Consider the following 21,572-nt stretch of genomic DNA (forward strand, 5'->3'; position numbering starts at 1 on the left):
ATCAACGGCCAGGGCGGTGTTGACTCCCCACCGGGAAGCTTGCCCCCCGGCTCAAATGCGGAAACAATAGAAAAAGCAGCAATAACTGCTTTGTGTCCCCACACGGAGATAGAGATGATTCATCGCGCTCGTGCTCGCCGCTACACGCTCGCTCAAATGTGCCTCGTCATTCCCATCCTCCTCACGCTGGCGTGCCAGGGAGGTGAGACCGGAGCCCAAGCGGATACTGGAACCGCGGAACGCGCAGTCACCGCTCAGCTGACCGTGAGCCTGATCGACGAGGGTGGATTCAATTACCCCTGGCAAGTCAACGATGACGACAGCTCCTCCGGAGCATGGGGTGCCGGCGACCTGGCATTTGTCGGGTACGATCTGGGATCGCTGAAGCAGGTCCAGGAGGTGCGGAGCTACGGCGATCAGGCGTATGGCTTCGCCGTCCAGCTGTTCGACGCCAACTGGTCCCAGACGGGCTGGTATGACTGCAACATCGATGGAAGCAAGATCCAGTGGCAGGCATGCAATATCCCGGACACCCATGCGCGGTACGTCTACGTCCGCTATCGCACCCACACGAGCGGCTCGTGGGTGCAGGAACTCGATATCTACGGCGATGCCGCCGGCAGCGGCCTTGCGATCCCGTCGGGCGCCTTCCGCGGCACCTACTTCAGCGACAAGAACCTGACGGTGCAGGCCTTCCAGCGCCAGGATGCCGCCATCAACTTCAACTGGGGGACAGGAAGCCCCGGCACCGGCGCCGGCGCCGACAACTTCAGCGTCCGCTGGGAGGGCGACTGGAACTTCTCCAAGGCGGGCACCTACCGCTTCTCAACGACGTCCGACGACGGCAGCCGCATCTACGTGGACGGCAACCTTGTCGTCAATCATTGGAGCGATCACGGTGCGACGGCACTGACCGGCGACGTCCAGCTCACAGCCGGCACGCACCGCGTGAAGGTCGAGTACTACGATGCCGGCGGCAGCGCGTCCGTCAACGTCAGCTGGCTCCTGTTGACGGGCGGTAGCCCGGGCGCGGGTGGCGTCCCCTCCCCGCCCTCCGGCTGGGTCCTCGATCTGGATGACAATTTCGACTCGCTCGACTGGAACAAGTGGAAGCAGTGGCAGACCAACGTGCCGCTGATTCACACGGTCATGTACATGAACACGCAGAGCCACTGCGTGACGGTCAATGGGTACCTCGAGATGCGCGCGAGGAAGCGGAACGACGGCTCTGGTATCTGGGATGGCTGCTACCTCGATCAGGGCACGTGGTGGGACTCCAACGCCAACAAGCCGGCGCACCCCGGGTACGCGGACTACCAGGTGTCGTTCAAGGCGAACCTGCCTCCAGGCTTGGGCACGGGCATGTATTTCCTGATGTGGCCCATCGCCGAGAGCTGGGGCGGGACGCCGTGGCCGCCGGAACTCGACATCGTCGAGCTGCCATTCAACGACGGCGACGACATCATGACGACCTGGCATTGGGACCCGGACAACAAGCAGTCGGAGATCCGGCCGGCGGTCGACCGCAGGAACGGCAAGCAGTGGGTCTACACGGCGCGCCGTACCGGCAACACCATCCGCATGTGGGTCGGCGACCCGTCGACGAATACGATCAACGAGATTCCTCTGCCGGCCGCGTTCTCCAACAACCCAGACTACAAGCGGATGCTGGTGGGCATGGCGAACTTCATCGCCTCGACCTGGGCGATCAACGGCTCTGCCTCGGCGTTCTGGTACGGCGACGCGAACTCCACGGGCTCGACGGCGTGGACCGCGTACATCGATTACGTGAAGGTCTGGAAGCCAGGCCCGGGTATGAGTGGACAGTGAAAGCATAGGAAAAACGGGAAGGGCAGTCAGCTTCGACCACACGGAGGACGGGAGAGCCACAAAAACCGGGGCAGGCTCAGGCCTCCCATCCTTCTTACGCTTATGCCTTCCTACTTCACGGTGACGGTGAAGCTGATCTTCTCGGCGACGGGGGCCATGTTCTTGTTATCGGTGACCGCGAACTTGAGCGTGCCAGTGAAGTCCTTCTGACCCGCGTCCGCCGAAGTGATCTTGACAATGAAGTCCAGGCCGGCCTTGGTAAACTTTTGGGCATCCGCCTTGGTCTGCGTGGTCTTCTCGACCGTCACGCCGGCTGGGGGCGTGATCGTGAGCTGTACTGGGTAGTCGATGTTCATGCCGAACCCATTCGTCCCCTCGATGTGAATCATCACGTAGGCCGGCGCCCCCTTCTTCGCGTCCGTGGGCGTCTTCACGTCCACCTTGTAGTTACCAGCCGCGAACGCAGTGCTGGAAAGGGCGAGGGCGGCGACGACGATGCTGGCAAATGCGTTCTTCATGATGGGAACTCCTGGCTTGGGGATGCGAGGTCAGCGGTAACGCGGCCGGTCAACTCCTGCAACCAGCTGCTGCAAACAGCCACTGCAAGCAGCATACCCACTCAAGCTGCATGGCGGGCTGAGAGGAAAGTCCGCCACGCATGGAGCTCAAACGAAAGCGAAGAGCACAAAAACTGACGCGTCACTAACGTATCAAAAATGGATGTGACACGTCAGCCCAGGGACGCCCCCCTCGTTGGGGGGCGAGACATTTGCAACACGAAGCATCTTGTCACTGAGTATGTTGGCACACGGAATAGCAGCCTCACGGATCATCAAAACCTGGATGGCGGGCGTGGTGGCGCGATCCAGAGTACAGCGAATGTAGCTGCGCGGAATGCGGCCCCACCGCTCCCGCGTCACCACGCACTCGGAAATCCAGAGCCCAAGCGGCAAATCCAGCGTGAGCGCGAGCGCGAAGGGCAAGAACGCCTTCAATCACACGGGACAGTAGGCCGTCAGGTACACCAACCGCCCTACCCGCTCCGGCGCCAGTTCCCCCACCCGGGTGGTGAGCGCCCTCTGTCCAGGACCGTAGCACCTGACACTGGTGTCAAGGTCAAGCGCCCGGTGCAGGTAGGATGGCTCCCCAGCATGCCAACCCTCGACATCCACGAACGGTATTTCTGGGCACTTCAGCTCATGGACATCCAGCCGGGTGACCGGGTCCTGGAGATTGGCTGTGGCGCGGGCATCGCGGCGGGGCTGGTGGCGGGGAAGCTCCAGACGGGGACCCTTACGGCCATCGATCGCTCCGCGCCGATGGTGCAGAAGGCCTCGGCTCGCAATCGCTCCTCCATTGAAGAGGGCCGGGCTGTCTTCCTGACTGCCCCCATCGAGAAGGTGCAGGCAGGCGGCAAGCCGTACGACAAGGCTTTTGCCTTCAACGTCAGCCTCTTCTGGGGTGAGCCCTCTCGTGCCTTGCATGCCCTGGCGGCCTTGCTCAAGCCGGACGGCCGTTTGTATGTGTTTCACCAGCCTCCCTCCGAGGCCAAGACCCGGCCCATCGCGGAGACGGCCCGGAGGCTCCTCGAGGCACATGGCTATGCGGTTCAAGAGACGCGCTATCAGCCCATGAAACCCGCGACGGTGTCCTGCATCCTTGCGCGTCCAGCGTCCTGGAAGGAACTCACGGCGATGTTCCCGGGGGCGCCCGAATGATGCGCTCTGGCCTCCGTCAGCCCGTGGTGGCCACGCCCGATACGGCTGGGATTGGCCGGGATGCGATCCGCACGCTGTATGCCGAGCTGGCCGCCGTTCAAGACCCTGGAGGGCGTGTGATCCTGGGTGCGGCGCCAGTGGGAGGGCTGAGCCGTCCCCGTCTTGGGCGGGCTAGGCTGGGCCCATGATCTCCTTGCCCAAGAGCTTCATCGTTCACGTGGACGACGTCCCGGAAGAGGAAGGGCGTTACCCCGCGCCCTTCGACGGAGAGAGGCTCTCGTTCGGACGGAACCTCGGCTGGGCCTCGGGAAGCGAGCGGCTCGGCTTGCGGCTCGAGCGCCTGCCGCCCGGCCGCCGCACGAGCTTCACCCACGCCCACTCTCACGCCGAGGAGCTGGTCTACATCCTGGAGGGCACGTGCCACGTGCGTCTGATTCAGCCCGGCGCCTCCGTGGCCCGTGAGCTTCCGCTGCGGGCCGGGCATACCGTCAGCTTCCCATCTGGCACGGGAATCGCGCACTGCTTCGTGAACCACGGCACTCAGGACTGCCTGCTGCTCTGCGCCGGGGAGCGCCATCCCGGCGTGGATGGCGCCTTCTACCCCGAGGACCGCGAGTACGACGCGCACCTGCGCCGCACCGAGCCCGGCCGTCACTGGACGCGCTGAGGCGCCCCTTACTGCACGCTCACGGTTCGCTGGAGGCTGTTGAACCCCGTGCTGGCCTCCCAGACGTTCGCGTTGGCGAGCTGGATGGCGTACTCCGGCCGCGTGTTCAGCGCGGTGGCCGGATCCGGCAGGTTCAGCAGGAGCGCATAGGTGCCCGCGGCCATGCCCGACGGCAGGGTGACGCTCTGGCTGAGCGTCACGTTCGTGCCGGGCGCCCACCGGCGCGGATCCCCGGACAGGGGCAGGCGGTACAGGGCTCCGCTCGAGGTGTGGCGCAGGACCAGTTCCACGTTCCGGGGGTTATAGGGCGCCGCCCACCCCTCGTTCTTGAGGGTGAGGCTCAGCGCCAGGGCCCCGCCCCGGCTGGCGGACGCAGGCAACGTGGCGGACACCAGGGAGAACCGGTACCCGAGCCGGCGGTCGATCTCGGGCCTGCACCCGCCCGACGTCCAGCCGTTGATCACCGACGCGTGATAGTCCTCGTTCATATAGGAGTAGTGGAACAGGGCCATCTCGTTCAGCGCGGTGGCGCAGTCCGAGCGGGGCGGGTTGGGGTTGCACGTCTCGCCGCCCATGGGCAGGTGGGCCGTCTCCGCCGACAGGTAAGGGTACTCCACGGACGTGTTCTCGTAGGTCCCCCAGTCGGTGGGGCCTGCAAGGAAACAGTCGTTGTGGTGGCCGATGCGTGCCACCGCCGAGCCGTTGTACGCCTGCGAGGCGGTGAGCGCCGCCGTGCCGTACATCGTCCGCTTGAGCTTGGGGGTCCGGAGCTGAACCATCCGCGAGGCGGGAAGCACGCTGAGCAGCTTGTCCACCACGGCCTTGCGGTTGTTCCAATCGGCCTGCGACACCACGCCCAAGTTGCCGAAGTTCTGCGTGTAGTACCACTCGCCCCACGCGCCGACGAAGCCCGTCTGCACCACGGAGATGACATCGCTGTTGGCGCTCAGGTACGGCGCCAGCTGATCCAGGTGCGCGGTCACCCGGCTCGGGGAGGCATCGTCCCCCGTCTCCGAGGTGGTGTACGCGAAGCGGAGGATCATCTTGAGCCCCGCGGACCGGACGATGTTCGCCTGCCGCTGAAAGCGGTCCAGCTGGGCCTGGCTGATGGGGCCGTTCTTGAACTCCCCGAGGTAGAAGACGCAGATCACCTGGGTGATCTTCTGGGTATCCCGGTAGCCCTTCAGCGTGGCGGCGGAGAAGTCGGTGGTGCCGCAGTCATTGGTGTAGCGGTAGAAGCCACGCTCCGGGTTGGCAATCGTCTCGTTGCTCGCCGCGTACCAGGTCGTCGTGCCGGAGGCCGGGCCCCCGCTGTAGACGTGGGTGGCCTTGGCGGAGGTCTCCATCGGCGGTTCGATCTGGAAGACGAGGTCCGCGTCGTTCGGGGTGGCGGTCTCCCCGAGGTCCGCCCGGGCCACCGTCCAGCGGGCCGTGCCGCCCGTGGCCGTGTGCGTCACCGCCGTGACGAGCTGCCAGCTCCACCCGCCCCCCAGGTGCTTGTAGAGCGAGCCGTTCTCCAGCAGGTAGTCCGCGCCAATGCTTCCCTGCGCGTAACCCGTCGCGGCGTTCCGGTCCACGTCGATGTAGGCCCGCCGGAAGGTGGGCGTCCCGGTGTGCTGGAACGTGTAGGTGACGTGGGTGGCGTCATTGCTCAGCGCCACCCCGGAGATGGCCGCCTGGGCGGGAGAGGCCAGCAGCGCAAGCAGCAGGGACATCCAAGGCCACGGTTGAGGCATGGTTCGCTCCTCTAACGGCAGGTAGAGGAGGCGGACTTAGCATGTCTTCCCTGTTTAACAGGGAAAAGTCTTACCGGGGCACGGGCCCTAGCGGCGGCCGGGCACGGGGGTCATGGTGCGCGGGGGCGAGGACGGGGGCGGCGTCGAGTTGCCCCCCAGGCGCACGGCGCTCAGGACCGCGGCCTGGCCCGGCTCGTCCAGGCGGATGGGCACCTGGATGAAGAACTCCTGGATGCGTTCCCGGAACAGGGGCATCCGGCACTGCTCTCCCACGAGAATCACCTCGTCCATGTCCCCCGGGAACAGGGTCTTCTGGCCGAGCACCTGCTCACACAGGCGGATCGCCGAGTCGATGAGCGGCTTGGCCATGGCCTCCAAGTCCTTCCGGGTGAGGACGGCCTCGAAATCGCCGGCCTGCCCCGCGGCGTTCACCGCGGCCAGGGGCACCCGGATCCGGGTCTCCGGCTGCTCCGAGAGCTGGATCTTCGCGAACTCCGCCGCGCTGGCCATCCGGTAGAGGGCCGCGGGGTTGGTCCGGTCCGCCGCCAGCCGGTAGCCCTGGGGGAACATGCGCAGCAGCCGCTCCAGCACGCGCTTGTCCAGCTCGAAGCCGCACAGCGAGCCAATGCCCTCCGTGGCGAGCACCTGGCACTGCCGCGCCGAGTAGCGCACGAGCGAGGCCTGGAAGTGGCCCCCGCCCCAGTCGCACACCATGGCGGTGCGCTCGGCCTTGCCGGGGTGCCGGGGGAAGGCGCCCAGGGCCACGGCGGTGGGCTCGGAGATGACCCGCTCGACGTGCAGCCCCGCCAGGGCCGCCGCCGCCGTCATGGTCTGCGGCAGCGGGTCCTCCTTGCGCGTGGGCGGCACGGTGAGCACCGCCCGGTAGACGGGCTGGCTCAGGAAGTTCTGGGCCCGCTCCCGTGCCTCGATGAGCAGCAGCGCGGCCAGCTCCCGCGCGGCGAAGGTGCGGTTGCCCAGCACCGCCGCGGGCAGGCCATCGTCGCCCTTCACGAGCTGGCAGCGGAGCTGGTCATACAGCCACCGCATCTTCGGATCGCCGAAGGGCGCCGCCAGCAGCCCCTTGATGGCCCAGGTGGCCAGGGCGGGCACGGAGGCCTGCTGCTGCCGGGCGGCGGAGCCCGTCACCATGCGCCCGCCGGAGGCCAGCGCCACCACCGAGGGCGTCCCATCCGCGCGCCCCGAGGGGACACACACGGCCTGGGCCCCCTTGAGGACGGCCACACGGCACGTCGTCGTGCCCAGGTCCACGGCGATGACGGGTCCCTGGGAGCGGGTGGCGGGCTCTGGGGGCCGGACCCGGTCCAGGGGACAATCGGTGACTTGGAGCTGCGCCGGGTTCATTCGAAGGCAAAGAGTCTACGCCCCCTGGAAAGGCAATGGGGCGGAAAGACGAGGGCCCTCGCTCCCACGAAGGGAGGAGGGCCCCAGAACATCCCTTGACTGTCCGGACTCAGGCCGTCTTCGGGTCCATCGGGGCCTTGGGCTCGCGGGCCGCGGCGCGCTCATCCAGCCAGATGGTGAGCGGGCTGGCGATGTACACGGACGAGTAAGAGCCCACGAGGATGCCGACGAGCATCGCCACGGCGAAGTCCCAGATCTCGCCCACGCCGAAGATGAGCAGACCCACCAGCGACAGGGCGGTGGTGCCAGAGGTGAGGATGGTGCGGCCCAGGGTGTCGTTGATGGCGATGTTGATGACCTCCGCCAGCGGCTTGCCCTGGTACTTGTTCATGTCCTCGCGGATGCGGTCGTAGATGACGATGGTGTCGTTGACCGAGTAGCCGACGATGGTCAGCAGGGCCGCGATGGAGGTGAGGTTGAACTCGCGCCGGCTCACCAGATAGAAGCCGGCCACCATCACCACGTCGTGGAGCATGGCCAGCAGCGCGCCGGGGCCGAACTTGAAGTCGAACCGGAACGCCACGTACACGAGGATGGCGAACATCGCGTACACCAGCGCCATGATGCCGCGGTTGCGAAGCTGCTTGCCCACCTGCGGGCCCACGTAGTCCACGCGCCGCTGCTCGAAGTCCTGCGACGCCTGGCCCTGGCTCAGCGCGGAGAACACCTTGTCCGCCATGCCGCTGGCGACCACCTGGTAGTCGAAGCCGCTGCCGCCCTGCGCCGCGCCCAGCTCGCGCACTTCCTGCACGCCCGTGCCCGACTTCTGCACCGCGTCCTTGATGGCCTGCGGGGTGAGCGCGGAGGCCGAGCGGAAGTTGATGATGCCGTTGGCCAGGTCCGGGTAGACGTTGCTCACGGAGCCCAGGCCCTCCAGGGCCGTCTTCGCGGACTCCGCGTTCTGCTCGGTGAGCTGGGTGACGCCGCCCATGCGCAGCAGGAACGTGTTCTCGTCCGAGGAGCCGATGCCCTGGACCGACACGTCGTGCAGGCCGCCGGCCTCGGCGCGCTTGCGCACATCTGCCGCCGAGATGGGGGTGTTGAACTTCAGCTCCACCACGGTGCCGCCCGCGAAGTCGACGCCGAAGTTGAAGCCGAAGACGGCGATCCCCACCAGGATCGCCAGGTTCACGATCGTGGAGATGTAGACGGCGATCTTCCGCTTGCCGATGAAGTCGATGTTCGTCTTGTTCTTGATGATCTGCATGTCAGTCCCTTCCTCGGACTTAGACCGAAACCGTCTGCGCGTTACGGCCGTGGACGAAGTAGGTGGTGATGGTGCGCGTCACCACGATGGACGTGAAGAGCGAGGCAATCAGGCCGACGATGAGCGTGGTGGCGAAGCCGCGGATGGGCCCCGTTCCCGTCGCGAAGAGGATGAAGCCGGCGATGAGCGCGGTGACGTGCGAGTCGAAGATGGTCCAGAACGCCCGGTCATACCCCTGGTCCACCGCCTGGCGCGCCGTCTTGCCGTGGCTCAGCTCCTCACGGATGCGCTCGTTGATGAGCACGTTGGCATCCACCGCCACGCCCAGCGTCAGCACGAAGCCGGCGATGCCCGGCAGCGTCAGCGTGGCGTTGAAGACGGCCAGGCCCGCCAGGATGAGCAGGCCGTTGAGCAGCAGCGCCGCGTCCGCGATGAGGCCCGCGCCCTTGTAGTAGAGCGCCATGAAGGCAAGCACCAGCGCCAGGCCGACGATGGCCGCCAGGCTGCCCTTGCGGATGAGCTCGTCGCCCATGGAGGCACCCACCTGGCGGATCTCGCCCGTCGTCACCGGGGCAGGCAGCGCGCCCGCCTTCAGCACGAGCGCCAGCGTCTGCGCCTCGGAGAACCACTCCTCACGCGACTTGCCACCGGGGTTGCCCATGGTGATGCGGGCGCTGCCACCGGCGATCTTCTCGTTGATGCGCGGCGCCGACTGAACGTAGTCGTCCAGGATGATGGCCATGCGCCGGCCCACGCCCGCCTCGGTCAGCCGCTCGAACTCGCGCGCGCCCGCCGCGTCGAAGGTGATGTTCACCTCCGGCTCGTTGAGCTCGCTGAACCGGGCGTCCGCGCTCGACAGGCTCTCACCCGTCAGCGGGGAGTCCTTCTCCACGAGGTAGGTGCGGTACGAGAGGCACTCGTTCTTCTTCACCGGGTTGGCCACGCACTCCAGGAGCACCTCGCGGTTCTCCGGCGTCTGGTCCTTCACGTAGGCCAGCATCGCCTCGCGGTTGGGGCCCTGCAGCTGCGGGAAGCCCTCCTCGGCGGTGACGATGATGTTGCTGTTCTCCGGCGGCGGCGTCTTCTCGTGCATCTGCTGGAAGAAGGCCGGGTTGGTGTCATCCACCATGCGGAACTCGAGCTGCGCGGTGGTGCCCACCAGCTCCTTGGCCTGCTCCGGGTCCGAGCGGCCCGGCAGGGAGATCTGGATGGAGTCGGTGCCCATCTTGCGCACGTCGAGCTCCGCCACGCCCCACTTGTCGATGCGGTTGCGGATGACGAGCATGGCCTGGTCCACGGCCTCGCCGCGGAAGAAGCTCGTCTGGCTCTCGTCCGGGGCCAGCACCAGCGTGGCGCCCTCCCGGCTCACCCGGGTGAAGTCGTTGAAGGTGGCGAGCACCTCCTTCTCGATGGCGTCCATGGTGGCCGGGTCCGCCGCGGTGAGCGTCAGCGTCAGCGCCTCCGGGTTGGAGTCCGCCTTCAGCTCGCCCAGCTTCTTGTCCTGGGTGATGTAGCGGACGATCTGCTGGCCCCGGCGCTCGGTGCGCTTCTGGAGCGCCGTCTTGGTGTCCACCCGCATCACCATGTGGATGCCGCCCTGGAGATCCAGCCCCAGGTTGATCCGGTACTTCGCCGGGGGCGCCCACGCGGGCAGCCGCTCGTCGAGGATGGCCAGGTTGTTGCGCTCCGCGCGGTCCAGCACCGCCAGGGAGTAGTAGGTGGGCACCAGGAGCCAGAGCGTCCCCAGCGTCACCGCGACAATCATTCCGAACTTCCACCACCAGCCGCGGTCCATTACTTCTCCTCCTTCTTTTCTTCGGGCTTCACCCCGGCGGCGGGGGCCGCGTCATCGGCCACCGCGCCCTTGGCGTACACGGAACGCTTGAGCACGCGGATGCGCACCCCGCTGGAGATCTCCAGCGTCACCGTCTGGTCGGAGACCAGGTGGATCTTGCCAATCAGGCCCCCCTGGGTGACGACCTCGTCGCCCTTCTTCAGCCCCGCCAGCAGCTCGCGGTGGGACTTCATCTGCTTCTGCTGGGGACGGATCATCACGAAGTACATGATGGCCACCAGCAGGCCGATGAAGCCCAGATTGACCAGTGGGCTCGCGCCGCTGCCCGGGGCCTGCGCCAGAATCAGGAAGCTCTGTGCCACGTACCGCCTCGTTACTTGGAAAGGTTCGGTCTCAAGCCCCGCCCAAATGTGGGCAAAGGTCGACCCAAAGGGTGCGCCTCTTAGCAGGGGCCCCCTATCGTGAGCAAGTGAACGCCCAAAGCATGTGCCTGTTCCCCACCCGGCCGGGGCCCCCGCCCTCAGCGGGCGCGGGTCCGCTCGGCCTCCTGAGCGGCGGCCTGGGCGCGGAACTCCCGGACGAACACCGCGTACCGGTTCTCGGCGATGGCGCGGCGCACCTGGCCCATCAACCCCAGGAAGTAGTGCAGGTTGTGCAGCGTGTTGAGCCGCATGGCCAGAATCTCCCCCGCGACGAACAGGTGCCGCAGGTAGGCCCGGCTGAAGGTGCGGCACGTGTAGCAGGTGCACGCAGGGTCCACCGGACGTGGGTCCTTGGCATACACGGCATTGCGGATGACAACCTTGCCCTCCGAGGTGAAGAGCAGGCCATTGCGCGCACACCGGGTGGGCAGGACGCAGTCGAACATGTCCACCCCGGCCGCCACGCACGTCACCAGGTCCACCGGGGTGCCCACGCCCATGAGGTAGCGGGGCTTGTTCCGGGGCAACAGGGGCGCGGAGAAGGCCACCCCGGCGTGCATCGCCTCGGGGCTCTCGCCCACTGAGTAGCCGCCGAGCGCGTAGCCCGGCAGGTCCACCGCGCACACCTCCTCGGCGTGGGACTTGCGCAAATCCTCGTGCAGGCCGCCCTGGACGATGCCGAAGAGGGAGGAGCGCTCGCGGCCCCAGGCCTTGGCACACCGGTGCAGCCAGCGCGTGGTGCGCGCCAGGGACTGCTCCAGGTAGGGCCGCTCGGAGGTGGCCGGCGGGCACTCGTCGAACGCCATGATGATGTCGGCGCCGAGCGTCTCCTGAATGTCGATGGAGCGCTCGGGGGTGAGCATGTGGCGCGAGCCATCCAGGTGGGATTGGAAGACAGCCCCCTCCTCGGTGATTTTGCGCTTCTCCGAGAGGCTGAAGACCTGGAACCCACCGCTGTCGGTGAGCATGGGGCGGTCCCAGGAGATGAAGCGGTGCAGGCCGCCCATCTCCCCCACCAGCGCCTCACCGGGCCGCAGCATCAGGTGGTACGTGTTGCCCAGGATGATCTGCGCCTCCAGGGTGAGCAGGTCATCGGGCCCCACCCCCTTGACGCTGCCCACGGTGCCCACGGGCATGAAGATGGGCGTCTCGATGGGCCCATGGGGCGTGTGCAGCCGGCCGCGCCGGGCCTTCGTGTCCGGGTCCTCGTGCAGCAGCTCGAAGCGCACCAGCCCCGGCGCCACGCGTGTATCGCCCTTCTGCTTCGGCTCGCCCATCGCACTCACTCCGTCACCAGCATGGCATCGCCATATGAGAAGAACCGGTACCCCTCGCGCACGGCTTCCGCGTAGGCCGCCAGCGTGCGCTCCCGGCCGAGCAGCGCGCTGACCAGCATGACCAGCGTGGAGCGCGGGAGGTGGAAGTTGGTGAGCAGCAGGTCCACCTGGCGGAAGGCGAAGCCCGGGCGGATGAAGAGCACCGTCTCCCCGGTCCCCGCGCGCAGCCGGCCCGTGGCCGGGTCCGTGGCCGATTCGAGCGTACGCACCACCGTGGTGCCCACCGCCACCACCCGGCGGCCCTCGGCGCGCGCGGCGTTCACCTCGGCCGCGGTCTCCTCGGGGATGCCGTAGCGCTCCGGGTGCATCTTGTGCCGGTCCAGCGCCTCCTCGCGCACGGGCAGGAAGGTGCCGGGCCCCACGTCGAGCGTCACCGTCACCCGGCGGATGCCACGCTCGGCCAGGGCCGCGAAGATGGCCTCGGAGAAGTGCAGCCCCGCGGTCGGAGCCGCCACCGCCCCGGGCGCCCGGGCATAGAGGGTCTGGTAGCGCTCGGCATCCGCGGCCTCGGGCTCGCGGGTGATGTAGGGCGGCAAGGGCAGCCGGCCCGCCTGTTCGAGCAGGGCCTGGAGGGAGCCGCCGGGCGGGGCCTCGAAGCGCACCCGGTACTCCCCTCCTCCGAGCCCCTCCAGCACCTCGGCCGTCAGCCCTCCGCTGAAGTCCACCCGCGCCCCGGGCTTGAGGCCCTTGGAGGCCTGCCCCAGGCAGATCCACTCCAGCGCCTCGGGGGCCTGGGAGAGCGCGGCGGAGGTCATCGTGGGGGCCGCGGGACGGACCACGAGCAGCTCGACGCGGCCTCCGGTGCCGGCCTTGGCGCCCAGCAACCGGGCGGGGATGACGCGCGCGTCATTGACGACGAGGACATCGCCCGGCCGCAGCAGGCTGGGCAAGTCCGCGAAGCGGCGGTGCTCGCAGGCCTGCGTGGACCGGCTGAGGGTCATGAGGCGCGAGGCATCGCGCGCGCCCAGGGGTGTCTGGGCAATCTGCGCCTCGGGCAGCTCGAAGTCGTAATCGGAGAGACGGGACGACACGGGGCGCTTGTACCAGCCTGGGGGACGCCCCGGAACCCATCAATAGAGCTGCTGCAGGTCCGTGCCCGGGTAGTAGTGGGAGAGGATGTCCCGGTAGTTCTGCCCACCATCGGCCAGGGCCTTGGCCCCCCACTGGCACAGCCCGGCCCCATGGCCATACCCACGCCCGGTGAAGTGGTAGCCGTGGGAAGTCTCTTCCACCTCGAAGTCCAGGCTCTTGAGCTTCGTGTAGCCCAGCCGCTGGCGGAAGCGGGGGCCATCCAGGGTGATGCCGTCCGCGGTGCTCACCCGGGACGCCCGGCGGGTCCCCGTGCGGCCCGAAATCTTGAACCCGGAGGGCGAGCCTCCCAGGGCGCTCTGAAGCTCCGAGCGGCTGATGGTGGCGGACCAGCGGCTGGCGGGCAGCCGGCCACAGGGGCACTCGGCGGGCTGGAGATACGGCAAGTCCCGCTGCAGCGCGGCCAGGCCGGACTCGGTCCGCCCGCCGCAGGAGGCATGGAAGTAGGCCTCGATGGGGGCCAGCTCGTAGGTGAGCACCTCGCCCCGGGTGGCCTCCACGGCGGCCAGGGTGCGGGGGTCTTCCCGGTTGACGCCGCCATACACCTGATGGAGCACGCTGCTGCCCAGGTAGAAGGAGCTCCCGTAGGCCTCCAGCTTCTTCTGGAGCGCATAGGTGCGGGCCGCCACCGCCTGGGCCTTGAGCGCCTCGGGCGGAAAGGAGACGGGCATCTCGCTGCCCAGCACGGCCGCCAGGTAGTCCTCCAGGGGGATGACGTTGATGAGCTGGAGCCCTTCCCGGTACAGCCGCACCACCACGTCCCCGCGAACCTCCATGCCGCCCGCCTTGAGGGGCTTCTCGCTGGACTCCCCGGTGCCCGGCGTCTCCCCCACCGCGCGGAACCGCACCGAGCTGCCCGCGATGGCGACGCCGTTGACCTCCAGCTTCTTGCCCCGCCGGCGCACGAGGGCCTGCCGTGTGCCGAGCGGCTGGAAGGTGGCCTCCTCGGTATCCGCACCGGAGGAGAGGCCCTGGCCGCTCACCTGCACCTCCGCTCCCGCCTCGCTCATGGCGATGCGCATCGTCTCCAGCGCGAACGCGGGGGACGACACCAGGAGGCCCAGCAGCACCACTGCAACAGGTCGCAACATAAGAGACGAAGTGTAGGAGCCCTGGATCTCGGCTCAAGAAAACGGCCGGTGAATGAGGGAGACTGAAGACCCATGGCCACGGCTTTTGACGCATCCCAGCTCTCACCGGCCACGTTCGCCGAGGCCCTTCGGGCCCTGCCTCCCCGCGCGGGAGCCCTGCTGCGGCGGCGCCTGGCGCGCGGGGAGACGCTGGAGGCCTGCGCCGCGCTCTACGGGGTGAGCCAGGAGGCGATCGCGACCCACCTGCTGCGGGAGTCCCTCGCGCTGACGGCCCGGATGGGAGGCCAGGGCCGGGAGCCCGTGAACGCGGAGGAGGAGGCCGCCTGGACGCGCCAGCTCTCGGCGGCCCTGGGACGGCAGGTGGCCCCCGTGAGCCCGGCCCTGGCCGGCACGGTGGCGCTGTGCCAGAGGCTGCTCACCCTGGGACCGGAGGTCGCAGCCACCCTGGAGGCCCTGGAGCGAGAGGAAGCGCGCTCCCCGCGCCGCCAGCGCGAGGACACGCTGCGCCGGTGGGCGGTGGTGCTGCTGCTGGCCCTGGCGTCCTACCTCTACTGGACGCGGCCGCCGGAGCCCACGCAACGGCCCACGCGGCCCCCGGCCTCCGCGCGGTGAGCGCTGGACGGGGCGGCAGCGGGCGCTTTAAGGGAGGGCCATGCGCGCTTTCTCCCCTCTCCTGCTGGTGGTGACGTTGGTGCTCACGGGCTGCCCGAACCGGGTGGAGCGGGTCGCGGGCACAAGCGATGCGCGCATTGATGCCGCGAAAGCCCGGATGGAGGAACTGCGGTTCCAGGCCAACGCGGAGGAAGCCTCCTGTGCCTCGCGCTGCAATGCCTCCTCGGAGCTGTGCGGGCTGGCCGATTCCCTGTGTTCCTGGGTGGAGGAAACACCGGACCGGACAGACCTCCCGCCGCGTTGCGTCCAGGCCCGCGAACAGTGCGCCCAGGCCCACGGCCGCTGTACCCGGTGTCGGCAAGGCTGAAGGCAACCGCCACACGGGCGGATTGCTCCCCCGGGTCCGTCCTCCTAGATTGAAGAGAACCTCCGAGGTGTCACCATGTCCCGCCCCACCCCCGTGCTGCTGCTGGCCTCCTGGCTCGCCGTTCCGGGCCTTGCCCTGGCGCAGGAGGCCCTCACGCCGGAGAAGCTGGCCCTCATCCGCCGGGATGAGAAGGCTGCGCTGGAGCGGGTGAGCGAGGCCTACGGCAAGCGAAAGCCCTCGGAGATGACCACCGAGGAGCGGCGCCAGGTCATCCAGGACCAGCAGAACGCGGTGGCGGCCGTGCTCGAAAAGCACGACGTGTCGGACAAGCAGTACGCCCGCCAGGTGGCGCGCCTGAGCCTGGAGGAGCGAGCCGCCGTCCAGGAGGCCGCGAAGCAACTGGAGGCGCAGGAGAAGGCCGCGCGAGAGGCCCAGAATCAGCCGCTCCAGCCAGAAGAGATCCCCATCCAGAACGGCATCACCGAGGAGAACCCGGTGGAGCTGGAGTCCATGGCAGGCGCCCCGCCCGTGGTGGAGCAGGGCCTTCCGCCCGGGGAGCTGGGACTGGAGCAGACCGAGCCACCGGTGGAGGAAGCAGCCCCCTCCAGCCCGGCGGACGCGCAGGAAGCGCCTGCGGAGTAAGCGTCAGCGGGCCTGGGCCCGCCACACCTCGTCATACGGGCACGAGCAGTCGGTCTCCTCCGGCTCGGGATACGCGTAGCGCTCGCCCTTGTAGTTGCGGAAGACCGTCTCGCGCTCGCCGCGCTCCACCACGTAATCGGGCTGGAGCGTGACCTTCCCTCCCCCACCGGGCAGGTCCACGGCCAGGTGCGGCACGGCCAGGCCGGTCGTGTGGCCCCGCATCTGCTGGATGATTTCCAGGCCCTTGGCGATGGGCGTGCGCAGGTGCTCGCACCCCTGCGCGACATCCATCTGGTGGAGGTAATAGGGCCGCACGCGGATGCGCAGCAGCCGGTGGGACAGCTCCTGGATGATGCGCGCCTCCGAGTTGAGCCGGCGCATGAGCACGGCCTGATTCTCGACGGGCACCCCATGGTCCACGAGGCGCTGGCAGGCCTCGCTGGCCTCGGGAGTGATTTCCTTCGGGTGATTGAAGTGCGTCACCACGTACACGGGGGCGTAGCGCCGCAGCGTCCGGGCCAGCGCATCCGTGACGCGCATGGGCAGACACACCGGCACGCGCGTCCCGATGCGGATCATCTCCACATGGGGAATGTCATGGAGCGCCGAGAGCAGCTCCTCCAGGCGCCCATCGCTGAGAATGAACGGGTCCCCTCCGGAGATGAGCACATCGCGCACCTCGGGGTGCTGGCGGATGTACTCGATGCCGCGGCGCATCTGGTCCTTGCTGAGCTCCGCCTCGCCGCCCTTGGTGATGCGGCGGCGGGTGCAGTGGCGGCAATACACGGAGCAGGTATCCAGGGCGAGGAAGAGCACCCGGTCCGGATACTTGTGGACGATGGCCTCCTCGGGGCGCGTCTTGTCCTCGCCCAGGGGGTCCGCCAGCTCGCCGGGGCGGATGCGCGCCTCCTCCTGCACCGGAATGGACTGCATCCGCACGGGGCAGAACGGGTGCTCGGGATCGATGAGGGACAGGTAGTACGGGCTGATGCCAATGCGGAACAGGGCCGCGGTCTCCAGGACCCCGGCCCGCTCCTGCGGTGTCAACGGCACGTAGCGCTCGAGCTGCGCGAGGCTGCGGACGGCATGGCGCTGCTGCCAGCGCCAGTCACCCCATTCGGCGTCCGTGGCGTCTGGAAAGAGGCGCCGCCGTCCGGCCGCGCTGGCCGGAGGGCGCTCGGCCCGGGATGTCGAGGCCCCCACGGCCGGAGCCTCCCGGGGCGGGAGGAAGGAATCCATCACGCGGCCTTGGGCTGGTCGCGCCACCACGCCTGGCCCGCCTCGGGCAGGGTGTCGATGGGATCGTAGTACTCGTACTTGCGGGTGAGCGCCTCGGCATCATTCGCTTCGATGCCGGTGCGGTAGTTCTTGGTCCAGTACGAGATGCCGCGCTCGCGATCATACTCGGCGACCTGGTGGACCCAGCGCTTGCCCACGAAGGGCACGTCACAGACGATGCGGGGCGTGGCGAAGCCCGGCATGTAGCCCATGATGTCGTGCTGAAGCGTCTGGGCTTGCGCGACGGACAGCCGCCAGTGCTCCGAGTTGGGGATCATGTCGCACATGTAAAAGTAGTACGGCAGGATCTTCGCGTGGTCGAGCAGCGTGAAGCACAGGTCCAGCAGCGCCGGGGCGCTGTCGTTCACGCCGCGCAGCAGCACGCCCTGGTTGCGGACATCGCGGAAGCCCATGTCGAGCAGCTTGCGCACGGCCTTGCCCACGAGCGGCGTAAGCTGCCGGGCGTGGTTGACGTGGGTGTGGAGGGCCAGGTCGACCCCACGCTCGACGGCCTTCTTGGCGAGCCGGTCCAGCCCCTGGAGGACGCTGTCCTGGAGGAAGTGCTGGGGGATGCCCATGAGGCCCTTGCTGGCCAGACGGATGTCCCGGATGTTGGGGATGTCCATGAGCGAGCTGACGAACGGCTCGAGCTGCTGAATGGGCAGGTTGGCGATGTCGCCGCCGGAGACGACCACGTCGCGCACGGAGGGCGTGCGGCGCAGGTACTCCAGCATCTTCTCGTAGCGCTCCTTGGGACCGATGGAGAAGCGGTGCTTCTCCACCTGGGGCACGTCATTGCCGACCAGGTCCATGCGGGTGCAGTGGCCGCAGTACTGAGGGCACGTGGGCAACATCTCCGCGAGCACCTTGGTGGGGTAGCGGTGGGTGAGCCCTTCCACGGCCCACATCTCGGCCTCATGGAGGCTGTCCCGGCTGGCGCGGGGATGGTTGGGCCAGTCGGTGCGCCGGTCCGCGAAGGCGGGCAGCATGTAGCGGCGGACCGGGTCGCCCCACAGGTCCTCGAGGTTCATCGTGTTGAGCATCTGCGGGGGAAGGAGCACGGACATGGTCGCGCGCTCCTGCTGGTCCCGCTCGATGCTCGCGGCGAGGTCCTCGGGAAGCAGGGGCCCAAGCGTGGCCTTCAGCTCGCGGAGGTTCTTGATGGTGTGCTTGCGCTGCCAGAGCGCACTCTCCCACTCCTCGGACGTGACGTCCTTGTAGGCGGGAATCCGGCGCCAGTCGGGCTCCAGGAACTCGCGGCGGGTCGGATAGGAAATGGGCTGCTGCGCAGGGCCGGCCTCGTTTGGGGCCCGGACAGGCGTCGTCTGCATGGCGCGTTACCTCTCAACCAGACAAAGGCAGGGGTGAGGCTGACCGGCTCATCCGATGGGCTCATTCAATGGGCTCATTGATGAGCTTCTCGACCTCCCCCTCCTTGATGATCACCGTCTTCGGCTTGGTTTGCTTGCCGTTGAGCTTGAAAACGATCTTCCGAGGGCCCACGGGCAGGAGCAGCGGGTTGCCGATGGCCACCGGGGTTTCCCGGCCCGTGTCCTTGCCATCCACCCAGATGCGGGCGCCTGCGGGCTTGGTGCTGCAAGCAAACTTCCCCATCACCTTGGGCTTGGCGGGCTCCCGGGGGGGCGGCGGCGGCTTGGGCTTGGGCTCCGGCCTGGGCTCGGGCACCTTGACGGCCACGGCCTGCTCGGGTTCCTTCTCCAGGGCGAAGCTCACCTTCTGCTCGGGCTGCCCCTGGTAGGCGAACTCACCCGCGTAGGGCTTGTACCCGACCATCTTGGCCACGAATTTATAAGTCTTCCCGGCGACCAGATCCGCGACCTTGGCGTTGGGGGTCTGCCCGGCGGGTTTTCCATCAACAAGGATCTCCGCGCCTTTATTGCCCTCGAAGACCGCCATGAACGTCGCCGGCTTGGGAGGCTCCGGAGGCGGGGTGGGCTGCCGCGAGGGCGTCTCCTCGGGCTTGGGAGGAGGCGCAGGCACGGCTTCCGGCTTCTGAGCGACCTCGGTAGGCGGCTTTTTCTCCTCGGCCTCCCGCTGCAACTTCAGGAGCACGGGCAAAGGCTTCTGCCCGGCTTCGATTTGCACCGTCATCTCCTTGCGCACGAAACCGGGGGCCCGAGCCACGACCCTGTGCTCTCCCGGCTCCAGCTCGAGGACGGTTCCCGAAACGACCGGCTGATCGTCCACGAGGATCTGCGCCCGTTCCGCGGGCTCGACCCGGAACATGATCTGCCCCGTATCGGGGCCAGAGAAGACCACCGCAAGAAGCACGACCAGGAGGAGCACCCCACCGCCCGCCGCCGCGAGGATCCTGGGATCGCGCAGCTTCGCCGGCAGCAGGGGGGCCCGCGCCGCGGGTTTCGGAGGGGGAAGACGCCTGGCAGGAGCCGCGGGAACCTCGCCCGTCTCATGCTCGGGCCCCTCCTCGAAGGGGCCATCGGCCTCGTCCAGCCTGTCGTCCTGGGCGCCGTGACCGGACAGCGCCACGGTGGACGCCGGGTCCTCGTCCAGTTCCTCCTCGTTGGGGCGAGACGTCGGAGCCGGGCCAATCATGGTGGCCCCCCCGAAGTTCTCGGGCTCTCCCTCTCCAATGACGACCTGGGACTTGGGACCGCTCTTGCCCTTGGGCCGCAGCACGGGAATCGAGGCGGTCGGGATGGGCGCCGCCATGGTGGCGTCGCTGGTGTAAGAATTCTGCAGCCGCGCTCCGGTGTCATCGTCCTGGAGCGGATTCTGAGAGCGTCCGGTGTCGTCACTCGACAGGGGGTTGGCGTTCTTCCCCGTCTGGCTGTCGTCGTAGAGCACGCCCGCGGCTTCCTCACCCTTGAGGGCCATGGCCGAGTCGACGATCTGGGTCTTGTCCGACGCCCCATCCATTTCGGCGAGTTCCTCCTCGGTAGGAGGAGGAATGTCGTGGGCAGGAGGCGTCCGATAGGGAGCAGGCGTGGCGCGCGCCGAGGAGGCCACCGCGTGCGGAACCGGCGTCGCCAGGGAGGTCCTGCGAGGAGCCCGCTGAGGCGGGATCGCAGTGACCCCCGAAGCTTCGATCTGGTCAGGCCGTTCGATGGCGGAAAAGCGCTCCATCTTCTCGGCCTCACGCAACATGTCCTCGGCGAAGGACTCCTTCATGAACGCCGACAGGTGCTTCGAAGAGTAGATGGCGTCTCCTGCGAGCAGGAACCGCATCAGGTCTTCTTGAAGATCGGACGCCCAGAGGTAGCGCTCGTCGGGCTCTCGCGCGAGCGCCTTGAGCACCACTTTCTCGAGGCCCGCGGGACAGTTGGGGTTGAACTGGCGAGGCAGCGGAACGTCCGCGTTGCGCACCTTCTCGAGCGTGGAGAAGTCCGACTCGCCCACGAAGAGCTTCTCACCGGTGAGCATCTCGTAAAGGATGACGCCCACCGCGAAGATGTCGCTCCGGTGATCGATCGGCATCCCGCGGACCTGCTCCGGGCTCATGTACCCGAACTTGCCTTTGAGGATGCCGGCCTGGGTCTTCTGAGAGCGGTTGGTCGCTTTGGCGATGCCAAAGTCGATGATCTTCACCTCTCCTTCGTAGGAGACCAGGATGTTCTGGGGTGAGACGTCCCGGTGAATGATCGACAGGTCCTGCCCGCGCGCATCCTTCTTGCGGTGCGCGTAATCGAGCCCCTCGCACATCTTCGACGCGATGAAGACCGCCTGAGCGGTCGGCATGATCTCCTTGCGCCTGCGATAGCGCTCCAGGATGGTACGGAGATCCCTTCCCGCCACGTACTCCATCGCGATGAAGTAGGTGTCCTCGTACTTGCCGAGCTCGTGGATGTGCACGACGTTGGCGTGATTCAGCTGAACGCTGATCCGCGCCTCATCGATGAACATCGTGATGAATTCCTGGTCCTCGGCCATCGTGGGGAGGATCTTCTTGATGGCCAGGAAGCGCTCGAAGCCCTCGACGCCAAACGCCTTGGCGATGAACACCTCCGCCATACCACCGACGTTGATGCGCTCAAGCAGCAGGTACTTCCCGAATGTAGTGGGACGCTTCATCTCGTGGAATCGCCCGGCACCGGGCAGGGACGATGCAGCTGGAAGCGGCGGGATGCCGACCGGAGCCCCCGGACTCTAGTCGGAGCGGAGATGGGGAGTCAAACGACGCAACGTCCCAAAATGCCTAGAAAATCCGCCAACTTAAGGCGCTTACCCGCCCTCTTCGCGCAACCGGGCGGCGCTCTGGTGCTCGCGGAAGCGAGAACATCCCGCTGGCGAGAAAGCAAGCCCGAAAAACAAAACGCCCCTGGGGCCCAGTGAAGGGCGCCAGGGGCGCAGTGTACAAAAAAGAATCCGGCAGCGACCTAC

The 21,572-nt window shown here is 67.7% G+C and carries 19 protein-coding genes; 6 read left to right on the top strand and 13 right to left on the bottom strand.

All coding sequences use genetic code 11. The annotated features are described in order from the left end of the window. Positions 1–114: 114 nt before the first annotated feature. Complete coding sequence (locus KY661_RS35560) at positions 115–1,830, top strand: PA14 domain-containing protein (protein WP_225414427.1); 1,716 nt, start codon at positions 115–117, stop codon at positions 1,828–1,830. 110 nt (positions 1,831–1,940) lie between these two features. Here KY661_RS35560 and KY661_RS35565 read toward each other — a convergent pair whose 3' ends face one another. Next, complete coding sequence (locus KY661_RS35565; RefSeq protein WP_225414428.1) at positions 1,941–2,348, bottom strand: hypothetical protein; 408 nt, start codon at positions 2,346–2,348, stop codon at positions 1,941–1,943. A 192-nt stretch (positions 2,349–2,540) separates the two neighbouring features. Then, positions 2,541–2,813 (bottom strand): hypothetical protein, encoded by a 273-nt coding sequence (locus KY661_RS35570; RefSeq protein ID WP_225414429.1) that lies wholly within the window; start codon positions 2,811–2,813, stop codon positions 2,541–2,543. A gap of 168 nt (positions 2,814–2,981) precedes the next feature. On the opposite strand from KY661_RS35570, the gene KY661_RS35575 reads away from it, so the two are divergent. Together KY661_RS35575 and KY661_RS35580 are read left to right on the top strand one after the other, a co-directional pair. Continuing rightward, positions 2,982–3,548 carry a class I SAM-dependent methyltransferase gene (locus KY661_RS35575; protein WP_225414430.1) on the top strand — a complete coding sequence of 189 codons (567 nt, stop codon included), beginning with the start codon at positions 2,982–2,984 and terminating at the stop codon, positions 3,546–3,548. Positions 3,549–3,732: 184 nt separating this feature from the next. After that, positions 3,733–4,215 carry a cupin domain-containing protein gene (locus KY661_RS35580; RefSeq protein ID WP_225414431.1) on the top strand — a complete coding sequence of 161 codons (483 nt, stop codon included), beginning with the start codon at positions 3,733–3,735 and terminating at the stop codon, positions 4,213–4,215. Positions 4,216–4,223: 8 nt separating this feature from the next. Here KY661_RS35580 and KY661_RS35585 read toward each other — a convergent pair whose 3' ends face one another. The 8 genes from KY661_RS35585 to KY661_RS35620 all read right to left on the bottom strand — a co-directional run bounded on the left by KY661_RS35585 (position 4,224) and on the right by KY661_RS35620 (position 14,314). After that, a complete protein-coding gene (locus KY661_RS35585; protein WP_225414432.1) occupies positions 4,224–5,951 on the bottom strand; it encodes a DUF4832 domain-containing protein in 1,728 nt (575 codons plus the stop codon). Between the two features lie 87 nt (positions 5,952–6,038). Beyond that, positions 6,039–7,313: an Hsp70 family protein gene (locus KY661_RS35590; RefSeq protein WP_075008431.1), complete on the bottom strand. Its 1,275-nt coding sequence runs from the start codon at positions 7,311–7,313 to the stop codon at positions 6,039–6,041. Between the two features lie 109 nt (positions 7,314–7,422). Next, entirely contained in the window at positions 7,423–8,580 is a 1,158-nt protein-coding gene (gene secF, locus KY661_RS35595; protein WP_225414433.1) for a protein translocase subunit SecF, read from the bottom strand. A gap of 19 nt (positions 8,581–8,599) precedes the next feature. Beyond that, positions 8,600–10,375 (bottom strand): protein translocase subunit SecD, encoded by a 1,776-nt coding sequence (gene secD / locus KY661_RS35600; protein ID WP_225414434.1) that lies wholly within the window; start codon positions 10,373–10,375, stop codon positions 8,600–8,602. Beyond that, on the bottom strand, positions 10,375–10,737 hold the full coding sequence (gene yajC, locus KY661_RS35605) for a preprotein translocase subunit YajC (RefSeq protein ID WP_075008434.1): 363 nt from the start codon (positions 10,735–10,737) through the stop codon (positions 10,375–10,377). Before yajC ends, secD begins: the two co-directional genes overlap by 1 nt. Positions 10,738–10,895: 158 nt before the next feature. Continuing rightward, positions 10,896–12,074, bottom strand: a complete 1,179-nt coding sequence (gene tgt, locus KY661_RS35610) for a tRNA guanosine(34) transglycosylase Tgt (protein WP_225414435.1) — start codon at positions 12,072–12,074, stop codon at positions 10,896–10,898. Positions 12,075–12,079: 5 nt separating this feature from the next. Next, positions 12,080–13,165, bottom strand: a complete 1,086-nt coding sequence (gene queA, locus KY661_RS35615) for a tRNA preQ1(34) S-adenosylmethionine ribosyltransferase-isomerase QueA (protein WP_225414436.1) — start codon at positions 13,163–13,165, stop codon at positions 12,080–12,082. A gap of 39 nt (positions 13,166–13,204) precedes the next feature. Then, on the bottom strand, positions 13,205–14,314 hold the full coding sequence (locus KY661_RS35620) for a SpoIID/LytB domain-containing protein (RefSeq protein WP_225414437.1): 1,110 nt from the start codon (positions 14,312–14,314) through the stop codon (positions 13,205–13,207). 72 nt (positions 14,315–14,386) lie between these two features. On the opposite strand from KY661_RS35620, the gene KY661_RS35625 reads away from it, so the two are divergent. From KY661_RS35625 to KY661_RS35635, 3 genes are all read left to right on the top strand, one after another. Continuing rightward, entirely contained in the window at positions 14,387–14,926 is a 540-nt protein-coding gene (locus KY661_RS35625; RefSeq protein WP_225414438.1) for a hypothetical protein, read from the top strand. A gap of 40 nt (positions 14,927–14,966) precedes the next feature. Continuing rightward, positions 14,967–15,293, top strand: a complete 327-nt coding sequence (locus tag KY661_RS35630) for a hypothetical protein (protein ID WP_225414439.1) — start codon at positions 14,967–14,969, stop codon at positions 15,291–15,293. 75 nt (positions 15,294–15,368) lie between these two features. Then, positions 15,369–15,935, top strand: coding sequence for a hypothetical protein (locus KY661_RS35635; RefSeq protein WP_225414440.1), 567 nt, complete (start codon positions 15,369–15,371; stop codon positions 15,933–15,935). A gap of 3 nt (positions 15,936–15,938) precedes the next feature. On the opposite strand, the gene KY661_RS35640 is transcribed toward KY661_RS35635, so the two are convergent. The 3 genes from KY661_RS35640 to KY661_RS35650 form a co-directional block, all read right to left on the bottom strand. Beyond that, entirely contained in the window at positions 15,939–17,174 is a 1,236-nt protein-coding gene (locus KY661_RS35640) for a KamA family radical SAM protein (protein ID WP_225414441.1), read from the bottom strand. Then, positions 17,174–18,544 carry a KamA family radical SAM protein gene (locus KY661_RS35645; RefSeq protein WP_225414442.1) on the bottom strand — a complete coding sequence of 457 codons (1,371 nt, stop codon included), beginning with the start codon at positions 18,542–18,544 and terminating at the stop codon, positions 17,174–17,176. Before KY661_RS35645 ends, KY661_RS35640 begins: the two co-directional genes overlap by 1 nt. A gap of 61 nt (positions 18,545–18,605) precedes the next feature. Further along, complete coding sequence (locus tag KY661_RS35650; RefSeq protein ID WP_225414443.1) at positions 18,606–21,263, bottom strand: serine/threonine protein kinase; 2,658 nt, start codon at positions 21,261–21,263, stop codon at positions 18,606–18,608. Positions 21,264–21,572: the final 309 nt, after the last annotated feature.

It is taken from the genome of Allostigmatella hybrida, assembly GCF_020103775.1.
GTDB classification, from domain to species: domain Bacteria; phylum Myxococcota; class Myxococcia; order Myxococcales; family Myxococcaceae; genus Hyalangium; species Hyalangium aurantiaca.